We start from the raw sequence: 16,587 nt of genomic DNA on the forward strand, positions 1-16,587 counted from the left end.
TGGAATAGAGATGAGCGAAGACCTTTCGAGGAAAAGACTGGGCCGTGGCCTGGCAGCACTGATCGGCGAGATCGATCGCCCGGCGGCACCGGAAAAGCCCGGCATGAGCGCCGACGGCAAGGTGCCGATCGAGTTCCTCAGCCCCAATCCGAAAAACCCACGCCGGCATTTTGGCGACGCCGAACTGACCGACCTCGCCCAGTCGATCCGCGAACATGGCGTGGTGCAGCCGGTGGTGGCGCGGCCGTCGCCGACGCAGGCGGGCCGCTACGAGATCATCGCCGGCGAGCGGCGCTGGCGGGCGGCGCAGCGCGCCGGGCTGAGCGAGATCCCGGTCATCATCCGCGAGGTCAATGACCGCACCGCGCTCGAGCTGGCGATCATCGAGAACGTCCAACGCGCCGATCTCAACGCGGTCGAGGAGGCGCAGGGCTACCAGCAGCTGATCGACGAGCACGGCTACACCCAGGCCGATCTCGGCAATGTCATCGGCAAGAGCCGCAGCCATGTCGCCAACACGCTCAGGCTGCTGAAGCTGCCGGAGGTGATCCGTGACATGCTGGTCGACGGCGCGCTGTCGGCCGGCCACGCCCGCACGCTGGTGACAGCCGAGGATCCGGCCGGCCTTGCCAAGCGCATCGTCGAAGAGGGCCTTTCGGTGCGCCAGGCCGAAGCGCTGGCGCAGATGCCGGCCGGCCCCACGCCGGCCAAGCCAAAACAGGCGCAAGCCGCGCCGGAAAAGGACACCGACACGCTGGCGCTGGAAAAGCTGCTGACCGACACGATCGGCATGATCGTGGCCATCGATCACAAGGGCAAGGGCGGCGAGCTGCGGGTGTCCTATCGGTCGCTAGAGCAGCTGGATGAGCTGTGCCGGAGATTGAAGCAGGATCGGTAGTTAGCCGGCGAATTGGTTCAAGCGGAAGCTTGATTTAACGCAGAAAAACGAGGGCTGGCTGTTGGGTCAGCCCTTTCTTTTTGCGGCGCTGATGTTTGGCGAAATCGGCGAAATTGCCAATCTCCCCCCTTGTGGGGGAGATGCCCGGTAGGGCAGAGGGGGGCGCCGTAGAGCGCTGCCTTGGTCACCTGTGGCCAGCGAAAACCGCATCGCTATCGATTGAAAAGTCAGCGGGACAGCGCCCCCCTCTGGCTTGCCAGCCATCTCCCCCACGAGGGGGGAGATCGGCCAATTACCACCGCTGCCCCAGCCCCGGCCTCGCGGCTTGACAGTACCGGGCAACGGCGTAACCTCAATTAGATATGGCTTAAATTGATGCCCTGGCGTGCCGGTCTGTCGCGGCGAGGGCTGTTTGCCATTCCTACGATCGTCGTGAAATGGCACCGCCTCGCCACAGCGATATGCCGACGCGCCTGACGCAAGTGGGAGGTGCAAATGGCAGTCCGTTGGCAATTGTCCGGAAGCTACTTCGAAAATTGCAGCTGCGATGTCGTCTGTCCTTGCCTGCTGTCCACCAACGCGCAGCTGACATCGAAGCCGACGAAAGGCGTTTGCGACGTCGGTCTGGTCTTTCATATCGATACGGGCAATTACGGCGACGTTCGATTGGACGGGCTCAGTGTCGCGATGGTCGCTCACACGCCGGGCCCGATGGCGGACGGCAATTGGACGGCCGCCGCCTATATCGACGAACGGGCCGATGACAGGCAAACCGAGGCGCTGGGTGCCATTTTCACCGGCGCCGCGGGCGGCCCCATGGCGGTGCTGGCACCCATGATCGGCACCAATCTCGGCGCCAAGAAGGTGCCGATAGACTACCGGATAGACGGCAAGAAGCGGTCGGCGGAGATTGCGGGCGTCATGCGGATGGCGGTCGAGCCGCTGCCGACCATGCGCGAGGACGGGCAGATGTGGGCGGCCACCGGCCATCCTGTCAATCCCGACTGGCTCGCTCTGGCGATGGGGTCGCAAGGCAGTACATTCAGCGACCATGGCATGAGCTGGGACAATTCCCGCCGCAACGGACATTACGCCCCGATCAATTGGTCCGGCCAGCAGTAGAAATTGGCCGCATAGCACGGGACGTATCCGTCCATGGCGCAAACGTTGCAGCGATACATTATTCTCGCGTTGCTGATCGCTATCGCCGCGGCGGCGTGGACCCTGCTTGTCCGGCAGCGGATGGGCATGGACGCGGATATGCGCATGGACTCACTCACCATGGGCATGCAGGCGCCGCTGTTTCTTGCCGTCTGGATGATCATGATGATTGCCATGATGTTTCCGACGGCCGCGCCGATGATCCTGACGTTTCACCCGGTCCAGGCCGGCAAACAGGGCCGGGGCGAGACCTTTGTCTCGAGCTGGGTGTTCGTGGCCGGGTACATGCTGGTTTGGGGCGTGATGGGCGTTATCGCCTTTGCCGGTGCGGCGGGTGCGGAGATGCTTGCCGGGCATGTGGGGTTGTCGACGGCGGCGGCGGCCCGTATCGGCGGCGCGCTGCTGATAATTGCCGGCGCCTATCAACTCTCGCCACTGAAAGATCTGTGCCTGGCCAAATGCCGCACGCCGATCGGCTTCATCCTGACCTCATGGCGCGATGGTTACTGGGGGGCGGTTCGCATGGGCGTGGAGCATGGGCTTTTCTGCCTGGGCTGCTGCTGGCTTCTGTTTCTCGCCCTGTTTCCGCTCGGGATCATGAATGTCGCCGCAATGGCCGTGGTCACCTTGCTGATCTTTGCGGAAAAGACCCTGCCGTCGGGCGATAGGATCGCAAAGGTATCGGGTGTCGCTCTGCTGCTTTATGGCGCGGCGGTGCTGGTCTTTCCACAGGCGCTGCCAACCTTCCAGCCGGCAGGCGCCATGATCATGAATTGACCAGCGCTCGGTGCCGAAAAGGGGGGATCGCTCGCCTACCTTTGCCCCAGCCTCGCGCTTTCCACTGCTATCCCGAGCAGCGCCTGTCGTGCCAGCGCGACGGAAAGGTCCGGCCGCCGCCGCGTCTGCAGCACCGCGGTTTGCAGCCGGGTGAGCGCGCGGCTGAGCGCATCGCTGCTCCAGCGCTCGAGCGCCTTTTCCACCAGCTTGCGCCGCGAAAAGAAAACCGGCGGGCGCGCGCCGGCGACGACGGATGCGGCGTTGCGGCCGGCAGAGTCCATCTGGCCGCGCATGATCTGGATCTGCTGCAATTGCCGCATCGCCGAGGACAGCACCAGGAAGGGCGGACCGCCGGACTGGCAGTGGCGGGTGAAGGCGGTGTCGAAATCGCCGACCTTGCCTTCGAGCAGCGCGTCGACGGCATCGTCGAACGAGGCGCCGGATACGTCGCCGGACATCGCTCTCACCTCCTCCAGCCCAATCTCCTTCTGGCCGTGGGCGTAGAGAATGAGTTTTTCGATCTCGCCGCGCGAAGCCAGCCGGTCGCCGCCGAGATTGCGGCGCAGCGCTTGTCTGGCCTCCAGCGTCATCGACATGCCGGCCTTGCGCAGCTCATCGTCGATGACCGTGTCGATGTCTCGGGCCTCGTCGGCGTAGCAAGGCAGCGCCATGGCGTTGTCCGCGCCCTCGACCACGGCGCGCAGCCCGACGCCCTTTTTGAGATCACCGGCCTCGATCAGGATGATGGCATCCCGTGCCGGCTCCGCCGTCAGCGCCTTGACGTCCTCGGCCAGCGCCTTCTGGCCAGTGGCATTGCGCACCCAGAGCAACCGCCGGTCGGAAAACATCGGCACGGTGCGGGCTTCATCGAGCAGGCGGCCCTCGTCGCGGTCGACCTCCGAGCCCTCGAGCCGGACCACGGAAAAGGGATCGTCGAGCGGCAGGCCGGTCTTTTCGGCAAACGCCTTTGCACGCTCTGAGACGAGGCCGCGGTCGGGTCCATAAAGCAGGACGATCGAGATGCGCGGATCGGGCCGCGCGAGCCAGGAATCGACCTCGAAAGCTTTCTTCTGTGCCATGGGGCGTGGTTAGCATGGCAAGGCGGCGGCGTGAACAGAGTTCGATCTCCCCCACGAGGGGAGATTGGCAGCTTCAGCCGCAGCGCCCGACAGTGAATCGCCTTATCTGACGACGAACCCTGCCCAAGCTTGCGCCAAATTGCGCGCCGCCGTGAAACATCGACAAGAAATTTCGCGCGCATATCTACATCTTGTGGGCGGGAGGCTGGATCGGCCGTCGCGGCCGGTCCGATGCGTGCGGCCTTGCCCGACGAATTCGCACTGGTCTGGCGGCGTGGATGTGCAAATATCCCCAACCAGGCAACATTGGAGGACAAGGTCATGGCCGATGCTGGGATGTTGCGTTTCCATGTTCCGGAGCCGGAAGTGCGGCCGGGCGGCACGCCTGACTTTTCCAACGTGACCATTGCGTCGGCCGGCTCGGTGCCGCGCCCCGACATCGATGTCGATCCGCGCACCATCCGCGACATGGCCTTCTCCATCATCCGCGTGCTGAACCGCGATGGCGAAGCGGTCGGGCCGTGGGCGGGGCTGCTGTCCCATGAGGAGCTGCTCGAGGGCCTGCGCCACATGATGACTCTGCGGACCTTCGACGCCCGCATGCAGATGGCGCAGCGCCAGGGCAAGACCTCCTTCTACATGCAGCATCTCGGCGAAGAGGCGGTGAGCTGCGCCTTCCGCAAGGCGCTGGCGCCGGGCGACATGAATTTCCCGACCTATCGGCAAGCCGGCCTGCTCATCGCCGACGGCTATCCGATGGTCACGATGATGAACCAGATCTATTCCAACGAGGCCGACCCGCTGAAGGGCCGGCAGCTGCCGATCATGTACTCGTCGAAGGAGCACGGCTTCTTCTCCATCTCCGGCAATCTGGCGACGCAGTACATCCAGGCGGTCGGCTGGGCGATGGCTTCGGCGATCTCGAACGATTCCAAGATCGCGGCTGCCTGGATCGGCGACGGCTCGACGGCGGAATCGGATTTCCATTCGGCGCTGGTGTTCGCCTCCACCTACAAGGCGCCGGTGGTGCTCAATGTCGTCAACAATCAGTGGGCGATCTCGACCTTTCAAGGCATTGCGCGTGGCGGCTCCGGCACGTTCGCCGCGCGGGGCCTCGGCTTCGGCATCCCGTCGTTGCGCGTCGACGGCAATGACTATCTCGCCGTCCATGCGGTCGCCAAATGGGCGGCCGAGCGGGCACGGAAGAATCTCGGGCCGACGCTGGTCGAATATGTCACCTACCGCGCCGGCGCCCATTCGAGCTCGGACGATCCGTCGGCCTACCGGCCGAAAACCGAATCCGACGCCTGGCCGCTTGGCGATCCGATCGTGCGGCTGAAGAACCATCTGATCGGGCTCGGCGTCTGGTCGGACGAGCGGCATGCGCAAGCCGAGGCGGAAATCCTCGATACGGTGATCGCGGCACAGAAGGAGGCGGAGAGCCACGGCACGCTGCATGCCGGCGGCAAGCCGTCGACGCGCGACATGTTCGAGGGCCTCTACGCCGAGATGCCGCCGCATCTCAGGCGCCAGCGCCAGCAGGCGGGAGTCTGAGCCATGCCAAGACGGACCATGATCGAGGCCATCCGCGACGCCATGGACGTGTCGATGGGGCGCGACGAGAAAGTCGTCGTCTTCGGCGAGGATGTCGGCTTCTTCGGCGGTGTCTTCCGCTGCACGCAGGGCCTGCAGGCCAAATACGGCAAGAGCCGCTGTTTCGATGCGCCGATCAACGAATCCGGCATTGTCGGCTCGGCCATCGGCATGGCGGCCTACGGGCTAAAGCCCTGCGTGGAAATTCAATTTGCCGACTACATGTATCCGGCCTACGACCAGCTGACCCAGGAAGCGGCACGGCTGCGCTACCGCTCGAATGGCGACTTCACCTGCCCGATCGTGGTGCGCATGCCGACCGGCGGCGGCATTTTTGGCGGCCAGACGCACAGCCAATCCCCGGAAGCTTTGTTCACCCACGTCTCCGGCTTGAAGACGGTGGTGCCGTCCAACCCGCATGATGCCAAAGGACTTTTGATCGCGGCGATCGAGGATCCCGATCCGGTGATTTTTCTCGAGCCGAAACGGCTCTACAACGGGCCCTTCGACGGCCATCACGACCGGCCGGTGACGCCCTGGTCGAAGCATGAGCTCGGCGAGGTCGCCGACGGCCACTATACCGTGCCGCTCGGCAAGGCGGCGATCCGCCGGGCCGGCTCCGCGGTCACCGTGCTCGCCTACGGCACCATGGTCTATGTCGCGCAGGCGGCGGCCGAGGAGACGGGCATCGATGCCGAGATCATCGATCTGAGGACGCTTCTGCCGCTCGACCTCGACACCATCGTCGCGTCGGTCAAGAAGACCGGGCGCTGCGTCGTCGTGCATGAGGCGACGCTGACCTCCGGCTTCGGCGCCGAGCTGTCGGCGCTGGTGCAGGAAAACTGTTTTTATCATCTGGAAGCGCCGGTGGCGCGGGTCGCCGGCTGGGACACGCCCTATCCGCATGCGCAGGAATGGGACTATTTCCCCGGTCCCGCCCGCGTCGGCCGTGCGCTCATCGAAACCATGGAGGCCTGACATGGGCGAGCACATCATCAAGCTGCCCGATGTCGGCGAAGGCGTCGCCGAGGCCGAACTTGTCGAATGGCACGTCAAGGTCGGCGACATCGTGCGGGAGGACACCGTGCTTGCCGCCGTGATGACCGACAAGGCGACGGTCGAGATCCCTTCGCCTGTCGATGGCGAGATCCTGTGGCTGGGCGCCGAGATCGGCGACACGGTGGCCATCGGCTCGCCGATCGTGCGGCTGAAGGTGGCGGGTGAGGGCAATGTCAAACCGCAGGGTGGCGCGGTGGAAGCGGTGGCATCAGAGCCTCCGGTGAAGCTTCCGACGCCAAAGCCCGAGAGCGCCGCGCCGGCCGCGAAGACCAAGCCAAAGGCCGCCGCTCCGGAGGCGAAACCTGCGCCTGCCGTTTCGAAAAGCACCGGACAGACATCCGTCTCCGGCGCGCCGCGTCCGGAAGGTGAAAAACCGCTGGCGTCGCCGGCCGTGCGGCTGCGGGCGAAGGAGGCCGGCATTGATCTGAGGCAAGTCGCGGGAAGCGGCCCGGCCGGGCGCATCGGCCATGAGGACATCGAGGCGTTCCTGGCGCGCGGGCCGCAGGTGGCCAAGGCTTCGGGTCTTGCCCGCAACGATGCGGTCGAGGACATCAAGGTGGTGGGCTTGCGGCGCAAGATCGCCGAGAAGATGACGCTGTCCAAGTCGCGCATCCCGCACATCACCTATGTCGAGGAGATCGACGTCACAGCACTTGAGGACTTGCGCGCCGCGCTCAACAAGGAGAAGCGCGCTGCCAAAGGGGGTGCAGAGAGGCCCAAGCTGACGCTGCTGCCGTTCCTGATGCGGGCGATGGTCAAGGCGATCGCGGACCACCCTCAGCTCAATTCGCTGTTCGACGACGAGGCTGGCATCATCCACCAGCATGGCGGCATCCATATCGGCATCGCCGCGCAGACACCGTCCGGCCTGGTGGTGCCTGTCGTCAAGCATGCCGAGGCGCGCGACATCTGGGATTGCGGCGCCGAGGTCAACAGGCTGGCCGAGGCGGCCAAGTCCGGCACGGCGACACGCGACGAGCTGTCCGGCTCGACCATCACCATCACCTCGCTCGGCGCCATGGGCGGCATCGCGACGACGCCGGTCATCAACCATCCGGAAGTGGCGATCATCGGCGTCAACAAGATGATGGTGCGGCCGGTGTGGGACGGCACGCAGTTCATCCCGCGCAAGATGATGAACCTGTCGTCGAGCTTCGATCATCGGGTGATCGATGGCTGGGACGCGGCGGTGTTCATCCAGCGGATCAAGGCGCTGCTGGAAACGCCGGCGCTGATTTTTGTGGATTGAGGGGGCGGAATGACCGAGATGACGGCGGGACAGCGCCCCCCTCTGCCTTGCCAGGCATCTCCCCCACAAGGGGGGAGATTGGATGTCACGCCGGGCTTCGCCAATCTCCATCGTTGCAGGAATGAGCGAAGCGACGAAGCTGCCAATCTCCCCCCTCGTGGGGGAGATGTCCGGCAGGACAGAGGGGGGCGTGAAGGATCGCGGCGGAACATTCCCTCGGATCGAAGGGTCGCAACATGAAAGAAATCTCCTGCAAGCTGCTCGTCATCGGCGCCGGTCCGGGCGGTTACGTCTGCGCCATCCGCGCCGGCCAGCTCGGCGTCGATACGGTGATCGTCGAAGCCGGTAAGCCCGGCGGCACCTGCCTCAATGTCGGCTGCATTCCATCCAAGGCGCTGATCCATGCGGCGGAGGAGTTCGAGAAGGTCGCGCATATGGTCGGCGGCAAGAGCCCGCTCGGCATTTCGGTCTCGGCACCGGTGCTCGATCTTACCAAAACCGTCGCCTGGAAGGACGGGATTGTCGGCCGGCTCAACAGCGGCGTCGCCGGGCTGCTGAAGAAGGCCGGCGTGAAGACCGTGCATGGCTGGGCGACGTTCCGTGACGGCAAGACCGTCGAGGTCGAAACCGAGACGGGAAGCCAGGTGATCCGGGCCGAGACGATCGTCATCGCTACCGGCTCGGCGCCGGTCGAATTGTCGTTCCTGCCCTTTGGAGGGCCTGTGATATCGTCAACGGACGCGCTGGCTTTGAGTGCGGTCCCCAAGAAACTTGCGGTGGTCGGAGGTGGTTATATCGGGCTGGAGCTCGGCATGGCCTTTGCCAAAATGGGCGCTGAGGTGACTGTGGTCGAGGCCTTGCCGCGTGTGCTGGCGCAGTATGATGCGGAATTGACCCGGCCTGTCGTCAAGCGGCTCGCCGCGCTCGGTATCGAAGTCATGACAGGAGCCAAGGCAAAGGGATTGTCGACCAAGGGCGACGCCTTGCTGGTCGAGACAGCGGACGGCAAGAACACCAAGGTTTCCGCCGACAAGATCCTAGTGACGGTCGGACGCAAGCCGGTGACGGAAGGCTGGGGCCTCGACCAGATCGACCTCGATATGGCCGGCAAATTCATCCGCATCGACGACCAGTGCCGCACCTCGATGCGCGGCATTTTTGCTATCGGCGACGTCACCGGCGAGCCGATGCTGGCGCATCGCGCCATGGCACAAGGCGAAATGGTCGCCGAGATCGTCGCCGGCCACAAGCGCAGTTGGGACAAGCGTTCAATCCCCGCCGTCTGCTTCACCGATCCGGAACTGGTGACGGCGGGGCTGTCGCCGGAAGAGGCCAAGGCTCAGGGCGAGATCAAGATCGGGCTCTTCCCGTTTGCCGCCAATGGGCGGGCGATGACGAAGCTCGGCGAGGATGGTTTTGTCCGCGTCGTTGCGCGCGCGGACAACCATCTGGTGCTCGGCATCCAGGCGGTCGGGCAGGGCGTGTCGGAACTGGCGGCGGCGTTCGGGCTGGCGCTGGAGATGGGGGCGCGGCTGGAGGATATCGCCGGCACCATCCATGCGCACCCGACGCAAGGCGAAGGGTTCCAGGAAGCGGCGCTGAAGGCGCTCGGCCACGCGCTGCATATTTGAGGGTGTAATCTCCCCCCTTGAGGGGGAGATGGCCGGCAGGCCAGAGGGGGTCGGTTCGACTGGACGCGACCTTCTTGCGACGGAAGGAAGCTGGCGCTCTACGCGCGGCGACCCCCTCTGTCGCCTTCGGCGACATCTCCCCCTCAAGGGGGGAGATTAAAAGCTCAGCTCGCCAGCCGGCTTACCATCTCGTGCTGCGCATAGGCCCGCCCAAAGCGGTTGGCCAGAAACGCGTCCAGCGCGATGTCTTCCTGCTTGACGAAACCGGTCGCCGGCAGGCTGCCGTCGGCCAGCATGTCGAGCACGGCGCAGATGCCGGAAGCGGTGGTGATCTGGATGGCGCTGCGGACCTGGTTGCCGACGCGCTGCGAGTAGATCTTGTTGGCGTAGGTTTCCTGCAGCAGGCGGCCGTTGCGGCGGCCGGAGACGGTGACGAAGACGATGACCACGTCCTGCAGCGTCGCCGGCAGGGCGCTTTCAAAGATGTCCTTCAGCACATCGCGACGATGGCGCAGGCCAAGATCGTTGAGCAGCGCCTTCATGATGGCGGCGTGGCCAGGATAGCGGATGGTGCGGTAGTTCAGCGTGCGCACCTTGCCCTTCAGCGTCTCGGCCAAAGTGCCCAGCCCACCCGACGTGTTGAACGCCTCATAGGTGACGCCGTCGAGCGAGAATTCCTCGCGCTCCTCCAGCGGCGGCACTTCGATCAGCTCGCCCTCGACGATCGCCTCGCACGGTTCGCAATATTCGTTGATGACGCCGTCGGTGCTCCAGGTCAGATTGTAGTTCAGCGCATTGGACGGGTATTGCGGCAGCGCGCCGACGCGCATGCGCACGCTTTCCAGCGTATCGAAGCGGCTGGCGAGATCATTGGCGACGATCGAGATGAAGCCCGGCGCCAGCCCGCATTGCGGGATGAAAGCGCTCTTGCCCGAACGCGCCAGCTCCTTAACGCGGCGGGTCGAGACGACATCCTCGGTCAGGTCGAGATAGTGGACGCCGGCGCTGGCCGCCGCTTCAGCGATGCGCGTGGTGAGGTGGAAGGGGGCGGCGCTGAGCACCGCGAACTTGCCGGCCAAGGCTGCCTCAAGCGTGCCGGGAGCGGCAATGTCGAGTTCAAGCGTCTCGACGCCGGCGGGCACTTCGGCCGCGGCGAGCTGCGCCGCCGAGCGGTCAACGAGGGTGACGCGGTAGTCGCCCGTTGCGGCGAGCATCCCGGCGATGGTCGAGCCGATCTTGCCGGCGCCGACGATAACGATGTTGTTCATGGTCAAATACCCCTGCCAAATTCGAATTGACGGGAATCATCGCAGCTTGCCTGTCGAAAGGAAGCGTGAAATCTGGCAGAGTGAACCCTATTTCTAGTCGATCTGCCGAAGGAGTTCGTCGAAATGCTCAGTGAAGCCGAACAGGCGCTGCTTTCCCTGCTGCGTTCCAACGCGCGCGCCTCGACGGCCGAACTGGCGCGGCGGCTCGGCGTGTCGCGCACGACGGTGCAGAGCCGGATCGAGCGGCTGGAACAGCGCGGCATTATATCGGGCTACGGCGTCAAGCTCTCCGCGGACTATGAGCAGGGGCTGGTCAAGGCGCATGTGCTTTTGACCGTCACGCCCAAGCTGGCCGACAAGGTGGTGCGGGCGCTGCAGGCGCTGCCGCCGGTGCGGACGCTGCACTCCGTCAGCGGCAATTTCGACATGATCGTCATCGTCGACGCGCCGTCGATCCGCGACCTCGACGCGCTGCTCGACCAGATCGGCGCCATGGACGGGGTCGAGCGGACCTCGTCGTCGATCATCCTGTCGACGCGGATCGACCGCTGAGCGACAAGCCCTTACCGATTTGCAAAACCCGGCAGGGCGCCAACACCCGGTTCGATCGTCTGATCACCGGAGTACTTTGAGACACCACCGACAGCGGTCTAGATCGCTGCCGGTGGAATTGCTCCACGTGGCGTTTATTTAGCCGGCTGGATGCTCGATGCCGCCAGCTTGCCGGCCTTGGTCGAATAGGTCACCATCACCTTCTCGCCGACCTTCAGCGTCTCGGCCTCGATGCCTTCCGGCAAGGTGAAGGTCTTGCCGTCGGACAGCGTGATCGAGTCGCCTTTCTTGTCGATGCTGGCAATGGTGCCGGTGGCCGCCTTGGCGAAAGCCCCGGTCGAGGATACGACGGCGAGCACCATTGCGGCTGCGATAGCTGACTTGTTCATGGTCTTTTTCCCGTTTCACTTGGTTGTGGAGCCGCTGGCCATTGGCCTGGAGCAGCTCCGGTATCCGGGCCGTTTGGTCGCCGGATCTGTCTCTTGGTCTTGACGCAATTCCCAAGGGAAAGCGCTCCGCGCCTTTCCCGGGAAAACCGCACCGCGCTTTTCTTGGAATTGCTCTCGCGAGAGACGAAACGAGCCTAGGCCGTGGAGTTGTCGATGGGCTGGCCGCAAGTTTACAAATAGGTAATCGACGCCCAGCTCACAGGTCGCGCAACTGTTCCGCTGCCTGTCCCGCCGATGGCCTGGCGGACCAAACGGCGGCAGCCACCGAAGCGGCGACGAGGCCGAGCATGACCGCCAGGTAAAGCCAGGGGATCGACAGTGCTTCGGGTGGTGGATCGAAGACGCCGGTCAGCAGCTTGACCAGCATCCATGCCGTCAGCAGGCCCGAAAGCAGGCCGAACGTCATGCCGCCGACGAGGATCAGCAGACCTTCGCTCCACAGGAAGGCCGCGAGCTGGCGCGGTTTGGCGCCGATAGCGGCGAGAATGGCGAAAGGCCGGCGACGCTCGAGGAACCCCAGCGCCAGCATCAGCCCGGCGGCGGCCGCGGCCATGACGACCGCGAAGCCCAGTTCGATTGTCGTCAATCCGCCGAGATCGACCGCGGTCAGGCTCGAGCCGATGAGATGTGCCGCCTGGCCGATATCGGTCACCTTCAGCGACGGATCGGAAGTGAGTGCTGACGCAGCCTGCCGCGCCAGCGCGGCAGGATCCGCTTTGGATCGCATGAGCACGTATTCGGATGCATCGGAGCCGGTCATGCGGGCCACGTAGGCCGAATTGGCGACAAGGAAGGAATCCTTTGGCGCGGCCGGAAATTCGCGGGCGACGCCGATGAACTTGAAGGCCACGGGATGATACTGGTGATCCCTGGCATCGATGAGCCGCAAATTGATCGTATCGCCTTGCTGGAGCTGGAAATCCTGTACGGTCTCTTCCGATACCAGGACACCGTCCGGCGTCGCGGCGAGCAGGGCGAGCGTGCCGGCCGCGCTGGCGCCACTGAAATAGGCATCGGAAAGACCAGTGGCGCGCCCGATGCGGGCGGGATCGATGCCGTAGAGGTCCTGCAGGTCCGCCCCGACATAGGCGAAACGATGTTGCATGGGCTCGGCCGCCGCCGTTTCAGGCAGCGAGGCCAGAGCCACAAGGTGGGCTCCGGCCGGTCTGTCCGTCGTGCCGAAGACGGTGACATCGGAGCCGTTCGTCAGCTCGGCGTCGATGCGCGCCTGGGCATTGTAGGTGGTGTTGAAGATGGCGGTCGACGTGGCGAAGGAGATGGCCAGCGCGGTCATCGCAATGCCGATCGTCAGCCGCCCCGCTTGCCGCGAGAGAGCGGCCGATACAACGGGCGCCAGTGGTCCCGATGCCGGGGCAATGATCATGCGCAGGAGCGCGCCATTGCCGGCGATGACCGCGGCCGACAGCCTGATCGTCAGCAATGCCATGCCGAGCCAGAACAGAGCCGGCGCGATGAATGCCTTGTAGTCCACCGATATCGCCGCCACGCCTTCGGGCGCCAGCACGATCTGGTATCCGGTGCTCGCCGATTGCCAGAAGAACAATCCCGCCGTCGCGAGCAGCAGGATGTCCAGCCACAAGCGCTGCCAGAGCGGCGCTCTCGGCCGGCTCACGGTGCGCCGCACCGCCGTCACGGTCGCCCAGCGCGCGTCCCGCCAGGCCGGATAGAGAAAGGCGATGAACCCGACCAGCAGCCCGAAGGAGGCGACAAGCAGCAGCGTCGGCACGTTGACGCCAAGCACTGCCTCGAGACCTGGAACGATGATGGCGGCCAGCGATGCGGCGGCTATGCCAATCGCGGTGCCCGCGATGGCGGCGACGGCGGCTTCCGCGGCGGACAGCAACAGGATGTCCTTGATCGTCGCGCCGCGGACGCGAAGCAGCGCCTGCTCCGTGCGCCGGCGTGCCGCGCCGGACGCGGTGACGGCAAAGGTGAGCGCAACCGCCAGGGCGACGCCGGGCAGCCCGAGAAACAGGAACAGCACCGAGGCGTAGAGCGCATCCTCGCGGACCGCCCCGAGGCGCGAGCCGAGATTGTCGGCGACCAGGGCCTGACCGGCGACCCGCGCCTCGAGATTGTGCTGGGCGGTGGTGACGAAAGTATAGGCCGTGACGGGATCCGGCGGCAGCGCTTCGCGGGCAAGCCGCACATGCAATTGCAGCCGGGTGGTGTCGGGGCGCGCCTTCTGCTGTGGATCGAACACTTGCCGCCAGGCTTCCTGCGGCAGGATGAGGACGTTGTCGGGTGGAGCCTGCGGCGCGGCCTGGGGTGGCAGGCCGACAGCCTGGAACAAAGCGTCGGCGTCCGGGAGGTCGACCACGCCGGCAATCCTGACCTCGGCCGGCGGCAGGCCGATCCGCTGGATCGAGACCGTGTCGCCGGGACCGACATGGAGGTTGGCGGCTGTCTGCTGGGCAATCAGCGCGCCGTCGAGGGTGCCGGAAAGCGGGCGGACCTCCGCCGGAAAATCGCTGGAATATCGGCTGTCGAAAGCAACCGCCTGGCCTGGCCCCGTGGTCTGGGTCGTGCCGGCGGTTCGGGCCTCGAAACCGGCGACATCTGCATAGCGCACCTCATGCACGGCCTTGACCGGAGCAGCTTCGCTCAGTGCCTTGCCGACGAGGTCCGGATCGGCACCGGAAATCACTTGCACCTGCCAGTCGATTGGAACCGCCGACACGGCGCGGGCGGTCATCGATGCCCCGGCATTGGCGAGGAAGAGCGCCATCGCCGCGAGCAGAGCGACCGTCAGCGCGATGCCGGCGGCGGCACCGGCGACGCGCAGGAAACGGCGGGCCAGCACACCACGAATCCACAGCAGGACCATCATGCGGCAGCTGCCCCTGGCCGATGCCCGGTGGTGAGCCGGCCGTGATCCATCGTCCAGCGCGCCGCCATGCGGTTGGCCACGGCTTCGTCATGTGTGGCGACGACCAGGGCGATGTCGGTGCCTTCCAGGTGGTCGAACACGGCGTCGAAGAAACGCAGCGCCGTTCGGCTGTCCAGCTGCCCGGTCGGCTCATCGGCAAGCACAAGCTTCGGACCCATGGCCAAAGCGCGCGCCATGGCAATACGCTGGGCCTGGCCGCCGGACAGTTCCTCCGGCAGCTTGTCGACGAGTTCGCCAAGACCGAACGATTGCAGAAGCGATGCCGCGATATCATTGGCGCCGACATTCTCGCCGGCCAGCAGCATGGGCAGGCCGACATTCTGGACAGCGGTGAGGGCAGGAAACAGGCTGGGCGACTGGAATACGAAGCCGATCTGGCGCGGCCTCAGAGTTTCGAATGAGCCGAGTCCGGGCCATTCGACGCTACCGGCCGTCGGCCGGTCGAGGCCACCGAGAATATGCAGCAGCGTCGTCTTGCCGCTGCCCGAAGGTCCGATGAGAGCGATGCGCGCGCCCGACGCGATCTCGCAGTCGACATTGCGCAGCACGTCGATCCGACCGGCGCTGCCATCCCGGAAGTCCCGTCCGAGGCCTTTTGCGACGACGAGCGTTTCAGCCACGGGCGATCCTCCCATCCTTCAGCCTGATGATGCGATCGGCCCTCTGCGCCAGCACCTTGCTGTGGGTGGCCAGCAGCGTTGCCAGTCCGGCGTCGCGCCTCTCCTCGAAATGAGCGATCAGCCGGGATTCGGTCTCGCTATCGACCTCCGCGGTCGGCTCGTCGGCAATCAGGATCGGCGGGTCGGCGGCCAGCGCCACGGCAAGGCCTGCGCGCGCGGTCTCGCCACCGGACAGCTCGGTCGGAAAAGCGCGGGCGCGATGCGAAAGCCCGACACTTTCCAGCAGGCTGGCCATTCGCCGGTCGTCCGGCTTGTTCGCCAGCAGCATTTGCAATCGAAGGTTCTGCTCAACGCTCAAGTGGCCAAACAGGTTTCCCGACTGCAGCAGAATGCCGAAGCTGGCGGCGCGAACGCGCGCGCGATGCGCCTCCGGTCGCCGGGTCAGCCGGACGCCGCCCACCTCGACATAGCCGCCATCCGGTTCATCGAGGCCGGTCACGCAGGCCAGCAAGGTGGATTTGCCGCTGCCGGACGGCCCGACCAGGGCGACGATCTCGCCGGCGGCAACATGGAAACTGACGCCCCGCAAGGCGGCCGTCTCGTCGTCGCCGATATGGAAAAAGCGATAGATCTCATGCGCGTCCAACGCGTGCATCTCACTTCCACCGGAACGAGTTGGACATCAGTTGCCATTGATCGACATTGTCGGCGCCCTTGGGTGCATAAAGTTCGAGCGCGACGAGCTTGCCGTCCTTGAAATAGAGGTAGCGTTCGTTTTCGAGGCGAACCTGCCGGTTGGTTACAGCGTTCGGCTCGGAGTTCGAGGTGTAGACGATGCGGATCGCGGTGCCGGCCGGCAGCTTGACCTGCTTGACAGCGCTTACCCGCACGGCGCGACCGGCGGCCTCGAGCTTGGCGACATAATCCGCCTTGGCGCTGTCGACGGTGGGCGCGGCATCCGCCTTGGAAACCGAGACCACGACGCCATCCAGCTTGTCGACGAAGCTGGCACCGTCGGCACGGTCCGACCGTGCCCAGCCTTCCGGCACCTTCAGCGCGAACCCTTGCGGTGAGGTATAGTCGATAAAGACCTGCGAATCGGGAATGTCGCCCGGCGGGTTCTTCTCCGGCTGGACGGGCTTCTCGGCGGCCAAAGCCGGCAGGCTGCCAAGCACCGAAACCATGACGGCTGTCGTGCCCAGGCACGCCGCGACGGCGAGAGCGGGCAACACGCCGGCGGTTTTCTGAAAGAAGCTTTTCATTTTCCGCGGCCTTTCGATGGACGGTCAGGTCCATTCATTATGCCGCTGCAAGCTTACGGGCGGGTCGCCGGCCTCATA

The 16,587-nt window shown here is 65.2% G+C and carries 15 protein-coding genes; 8 read left to right on the forward strand and 7 right to left on the reverse strand.

Annotation, left to right across the window (positions count from 1 at the left end):
* Window positions 1-10 precede the first annotated feature (10 nt).
* The 3 genes from CKW40_RS25355 to CKW40_RS25365 all read left to right on the forward strand — a co-directional run bounded on the left by CKW40_RS25355 (window position 11) and on the right by CKW40_RS25365 (window position 2,836).
* Window positions 11-898: a ParB/RepB/Spo0J family partition protein gene (locus tag CKW40_RS25355; RefSeq protein ID WP_095202595.1), complete on the forward strand. Its 888-nt coding sequence runs from the start codon at window positions 11-13 to the stop codon at window positions 896-898.
* Between the two features lie 495 nt (window positions 899-1,393).
* Entirely contained in the window at window positions 1,394-2,020 is a 627-nt protein-coding gene (locus CKW40_RS25360) for a DUF1326 domain-containing protein (RefSeq protein WP_095202596.1), read from the forward strand.
* Window positions 2,021-2,164: 144 nt separating this feature from the next.
* Window positions 2,165-2,836 carry a DUF2182 domain-containing protein gene (locus tag CKW40_RS25365; RefSeq protein ID WP_244571283.1) on the forward strand — a complete coding sequence of 224 codons (672 nt, stop codon included), beginning with the start codon at window positions 2,165-2,167 and terminating at the stop codon, window positions 2,834-2,836.
* A 35-nt stretch (window positions 2,837-2,871) separates the two neighbouring features.
* Here CKW40_RS25365 and holA read toward each other — a convergent pair whose 3' ends face one another.
* Window positions 2,872-3,915, reverse strand: a complete 1,044-nt coding sequence (gene holA / locus CKW40_RS25370) for a DNA polymerase III subunit delta (protein WP_095202598.1) — start codon at window positions 3,913-3,915, stop codon at window positions 2,872-2,874.
* Between the two features lie 321 nt (window positions 3,916-4,236).
* Between holA and CKW40_RS25375 the strand changes: the two genes are divergently transcribed.
* The 4 genes from CKW40_RS25375 to lpdA all read left to right on the forward strand — a co-directional run bounded on the left by CKW40_RS25375 (window position 4,237) and on the right by lpdA (window position 9,447).
* Window positions 4,237-5,469 carry a 3-methyl-2-oxobutanoate dehydrogenase (2-methylpropanoyl-transferring) subunit alpha gene (locus tag CKW40_RS25375; RefSeq protein WP_095202788.1) on the forward strand — a complete coding sequence of 411 codons (1,233 nt, stop codon included), beginning with the start codon at window positions 4,237-4,239 and terminating at the stop codon, window positions 5,467-5,469.
* A 3-nt stretch (window positions 5,470-5,472) separates the two neighbouring features.
* A complete protein-coding gene (locus CKW40_RS25380) occupies window positions 5,473-6,486 on the forward strand; it encodes an alpha-ketoacid dehydrogenase subunit beta (RefSeq protein ID WP_095202599.1) in 1,014 nt (337 codons plus the stop codon).
* Window position 6,487: 1 nt separating this feature from the next.
* Window positions 6,488-7,816 carry a dihydrolipoamide acetyltransferase family protein gene (locus CKW40_RS25385; RefSeq protein WP_095202600.1) on the forward strand — a complete coding sequence of 443 codons (1,329 nt, stop codon included), beginning with the start codon at window positions 6,488-6,490 and terminating at the stop codon, window positions 7,814-7,816.
* Window positions 7,817-8,052: 236 nt separating this feature from the next.
* On the forward strand, window positions 8,053-9,447 hold the full coding sequence (gene lpdA / locus CKW40_RS25395; protein WP_095202601.1) for a dihydrolipoyl dehydrogenase: 1,395 nt from the start codon (window positions 8,053-8,055) through the stop codon (window positions 9,445-9,447).
* Between the two features lie 164 nt (window positions 9,448-9,611).
* Here lpdA and CKW40_RS25400 read toward each other — a convergent pair whose 3' ends face one another.
* Window positions 9,612-10,715, reverse strand: a complete 1,104-nt coding sequence (locus CKW40_RS25400) for a saccharopine dehydrogenase family protein (RefSeq protein WP_095202602.1) — start codon at window positions 10,713-10,715, stop codon at window positions 9,612-9,614.
* Window positions 10,716-10,838: 123 nt separating this feature from the next.
* Between CKW40_RS25400 and CKW40_RS25405 the strand changes: the two genes are divergently transcribed.
* Window positions 10,839-11,267: an Lrp/AsnC family transcriptional regulator gene (locus tag CKW40_RS25405; RefSeq protein WP_010912460.1), complete on the forward strand. Its 429-nt coding sequence runs from the start codon at window positions 10,839-10,841 to the stop codon at window positions 11,265-11,267.
* A 134-nt stretch (window positions 11,268-11,401) separates the two neighbouring features.
* Here the strand turns inward: CKW40_RS25405 and CKW40_RS25410 are convergent, their stop codons facing one another.
* The 5 genes from CKW40_RS25410 to CKW40_RS25430 form a co-directional block, all read right to left on the reverse strand.
* Window positions 11,402-11,656 (reverse strand): DUF1344 domain-containing protein, encoded by a 255-nt coding sequence (locus CKW40_RS25410; protein ID WP_095202603.1) that lies wholly within the window; start codon window positions 11,654-11,656, stop codon window positions 11,402-11,404.
* Between the two features lie 256 nt (window positions 11,657-11,912).
* A complete protein-coding gene (locus CKW40_RS25415) occupies window positions 11,913-14,567 on the reverse strand; it encodes an FtsX-like permease family protein (protein ID WP_095202604.1) in 2,655 nt (884 codons plus the stop codon).
* A complete protein-coding gene (locus CKW40_RS25420) occupies window positions 14,564-15,247 on the reverse strand; it encodes an ABC transporter ATP-binding protein (protein WP_244571284.1) in 684 nt (227 codons plus the stop codon). The genes CKW40_RS25415 and CKW40_RS25420 overlap by 4 nt, the downstream gene beginning before the upstream one ends.
* Window positions 15,240-15,902 (reverse strand): ABC transporter ATP-binding protein, encoded by a 663-nt coding sequence (locus tag CKW40_RS25425; RefSeq protein ID WP_095202606.1) that lies wholly within the window; start codon window positions 15,900-15,902, stop codon window positions 15,240-15,242. The genes CKW40_RS25420 and CKW40_RS25425 overlap by 8 nt, the downstream gene beginning before the upstream one ends.
* A 1-nt stretch (window position 15,903) precedes the next feature.
* The gene (locus CKW40_RS25430; protein WP_095202607.1) at window positions 15,904-16,509 is read right to left on the reverse strand and encodes a hypothetical protein; all 606 of its coding nucleotides are present in this window, start codon (window positions 16,507-16,509) and stop codon (window positions 15,904-15,906) included.
* Window positions 16,510-16,587: the final 78 nt, after the last annotated feature.

The sequence above is a fragment of the Mesorhizobium carmichaelinearum genome (genome assembly GCF_900199455.1).
Lineage (GTDB): Bacteria > Pseudomonadota > Alphaproteobacteria > Rhizobiales > Rhizobiaceae > Mesorhizobium > Mesorhizobium carmichaelinearum.

Excerpts from the sequence above, each read along its gene's own strand:
- CKW40_RS25430 (WP_095202607.1), bottom strand. The coding sequence starts at position 16,509 with ATGAAAAGCTTCTTTCAGAAAACCGCCGGCGTGTTGCCCGCTCTCGCC.
- CKW40_RS25385 (WP_095202600.1), top strand. The coding sequence starts at position 6,488 with ATGGGCGAGCACATCATCAAGCTGCCCGATGTCGGCGAAGGCGTCGCC.
- lpdA (WP_095202601.1), top strand. The coding sequence starts at position 8,053 with ATGAAAGAAATCTCCTGCAAGCTGCTCGTCATCGGCGCCGGTCCGGGC.
- CKW40_RS25405 (WP_010912460.1), top strand. The coding sequence starts at position 10,839 with ATGCTCAGTGAAGCCGAACAGGCGCTGCTTTCCCTGCTGCGTTCCAAC.
- CKW40_RS25355 (WP_095202595.1), top strand. The coding sequence starts at position 11 with ATGAGCGAAGACCTTTCGAGGAAAAGACTGGGCCGTGGCCTGGCAGCA.
- CKW40_RS25425 (WP_095202606.1), bottom strand. The coding sequence starts at position 15,902 with ATGCACGCGTTGGACGCGCATGAGATCTATCGCTTTTTCCATATCGGC.
- CKW40_RS25360 (WP_095202596.1), top strand. The coding sequence starts at position 1,394 with ATGGCAGTCCGTTGGCAATTGTCCGGAAGCTACTTCGAAAATTGCAGC.
- CKW40_RS25410 (WP_095202603.1), bottom strand. The coding sequence starts at position 11,656 with ATGAACAAGTCAGCTATCGCAGCCGCAATGGTGCTCGCCGTCGTATCC.
- CKW40_RS25380 (WP_095202599.1), top strand. The coding sequence starts at position 5,473 with ATGCCAAGACGGACCATGATCGAGGCCATCCGCGACGCCATGGACGTG.
- CKW40_RS25400 (WP_095202602.1), bottom strand. The coding sequence starts at position 10,715 with ATGAACAACATCGTTATCGTCGGCGCCGGCAAGATCGGCTCGACCATC.
- holA (WP_095202598.1), bottom strand. The coding sequence starts at position 3,915 with ATGGCACAGAAGAAAGCTTTCGAGGTCGATTCCTGGCTCGCGCGGCCC.
- CKW40_RS25375 (WP_095202788.1), top strand. The coding sequence starts at position 4,237 with ATGGCCGATGCTGGGATGTTGCGTTTCCATGTTCCGGAGCCGGAAGTG.
- CKW40_RS25415 (WP_095202604.1), bottom strand. The coding sequence starts at position 14,567 with ATGATGGTCCTGCTGTGGATTCGTGGTGTGCTGGCCCGCCGTTTCCTG.
- CKW40_RS25365 (WP_244571283.1), top strand. The coding sequence starts at position 2,165 with ATGGACTCACTCACCATGGGCATGCAGGCGCCGCTGTTTCTTGCCGTC.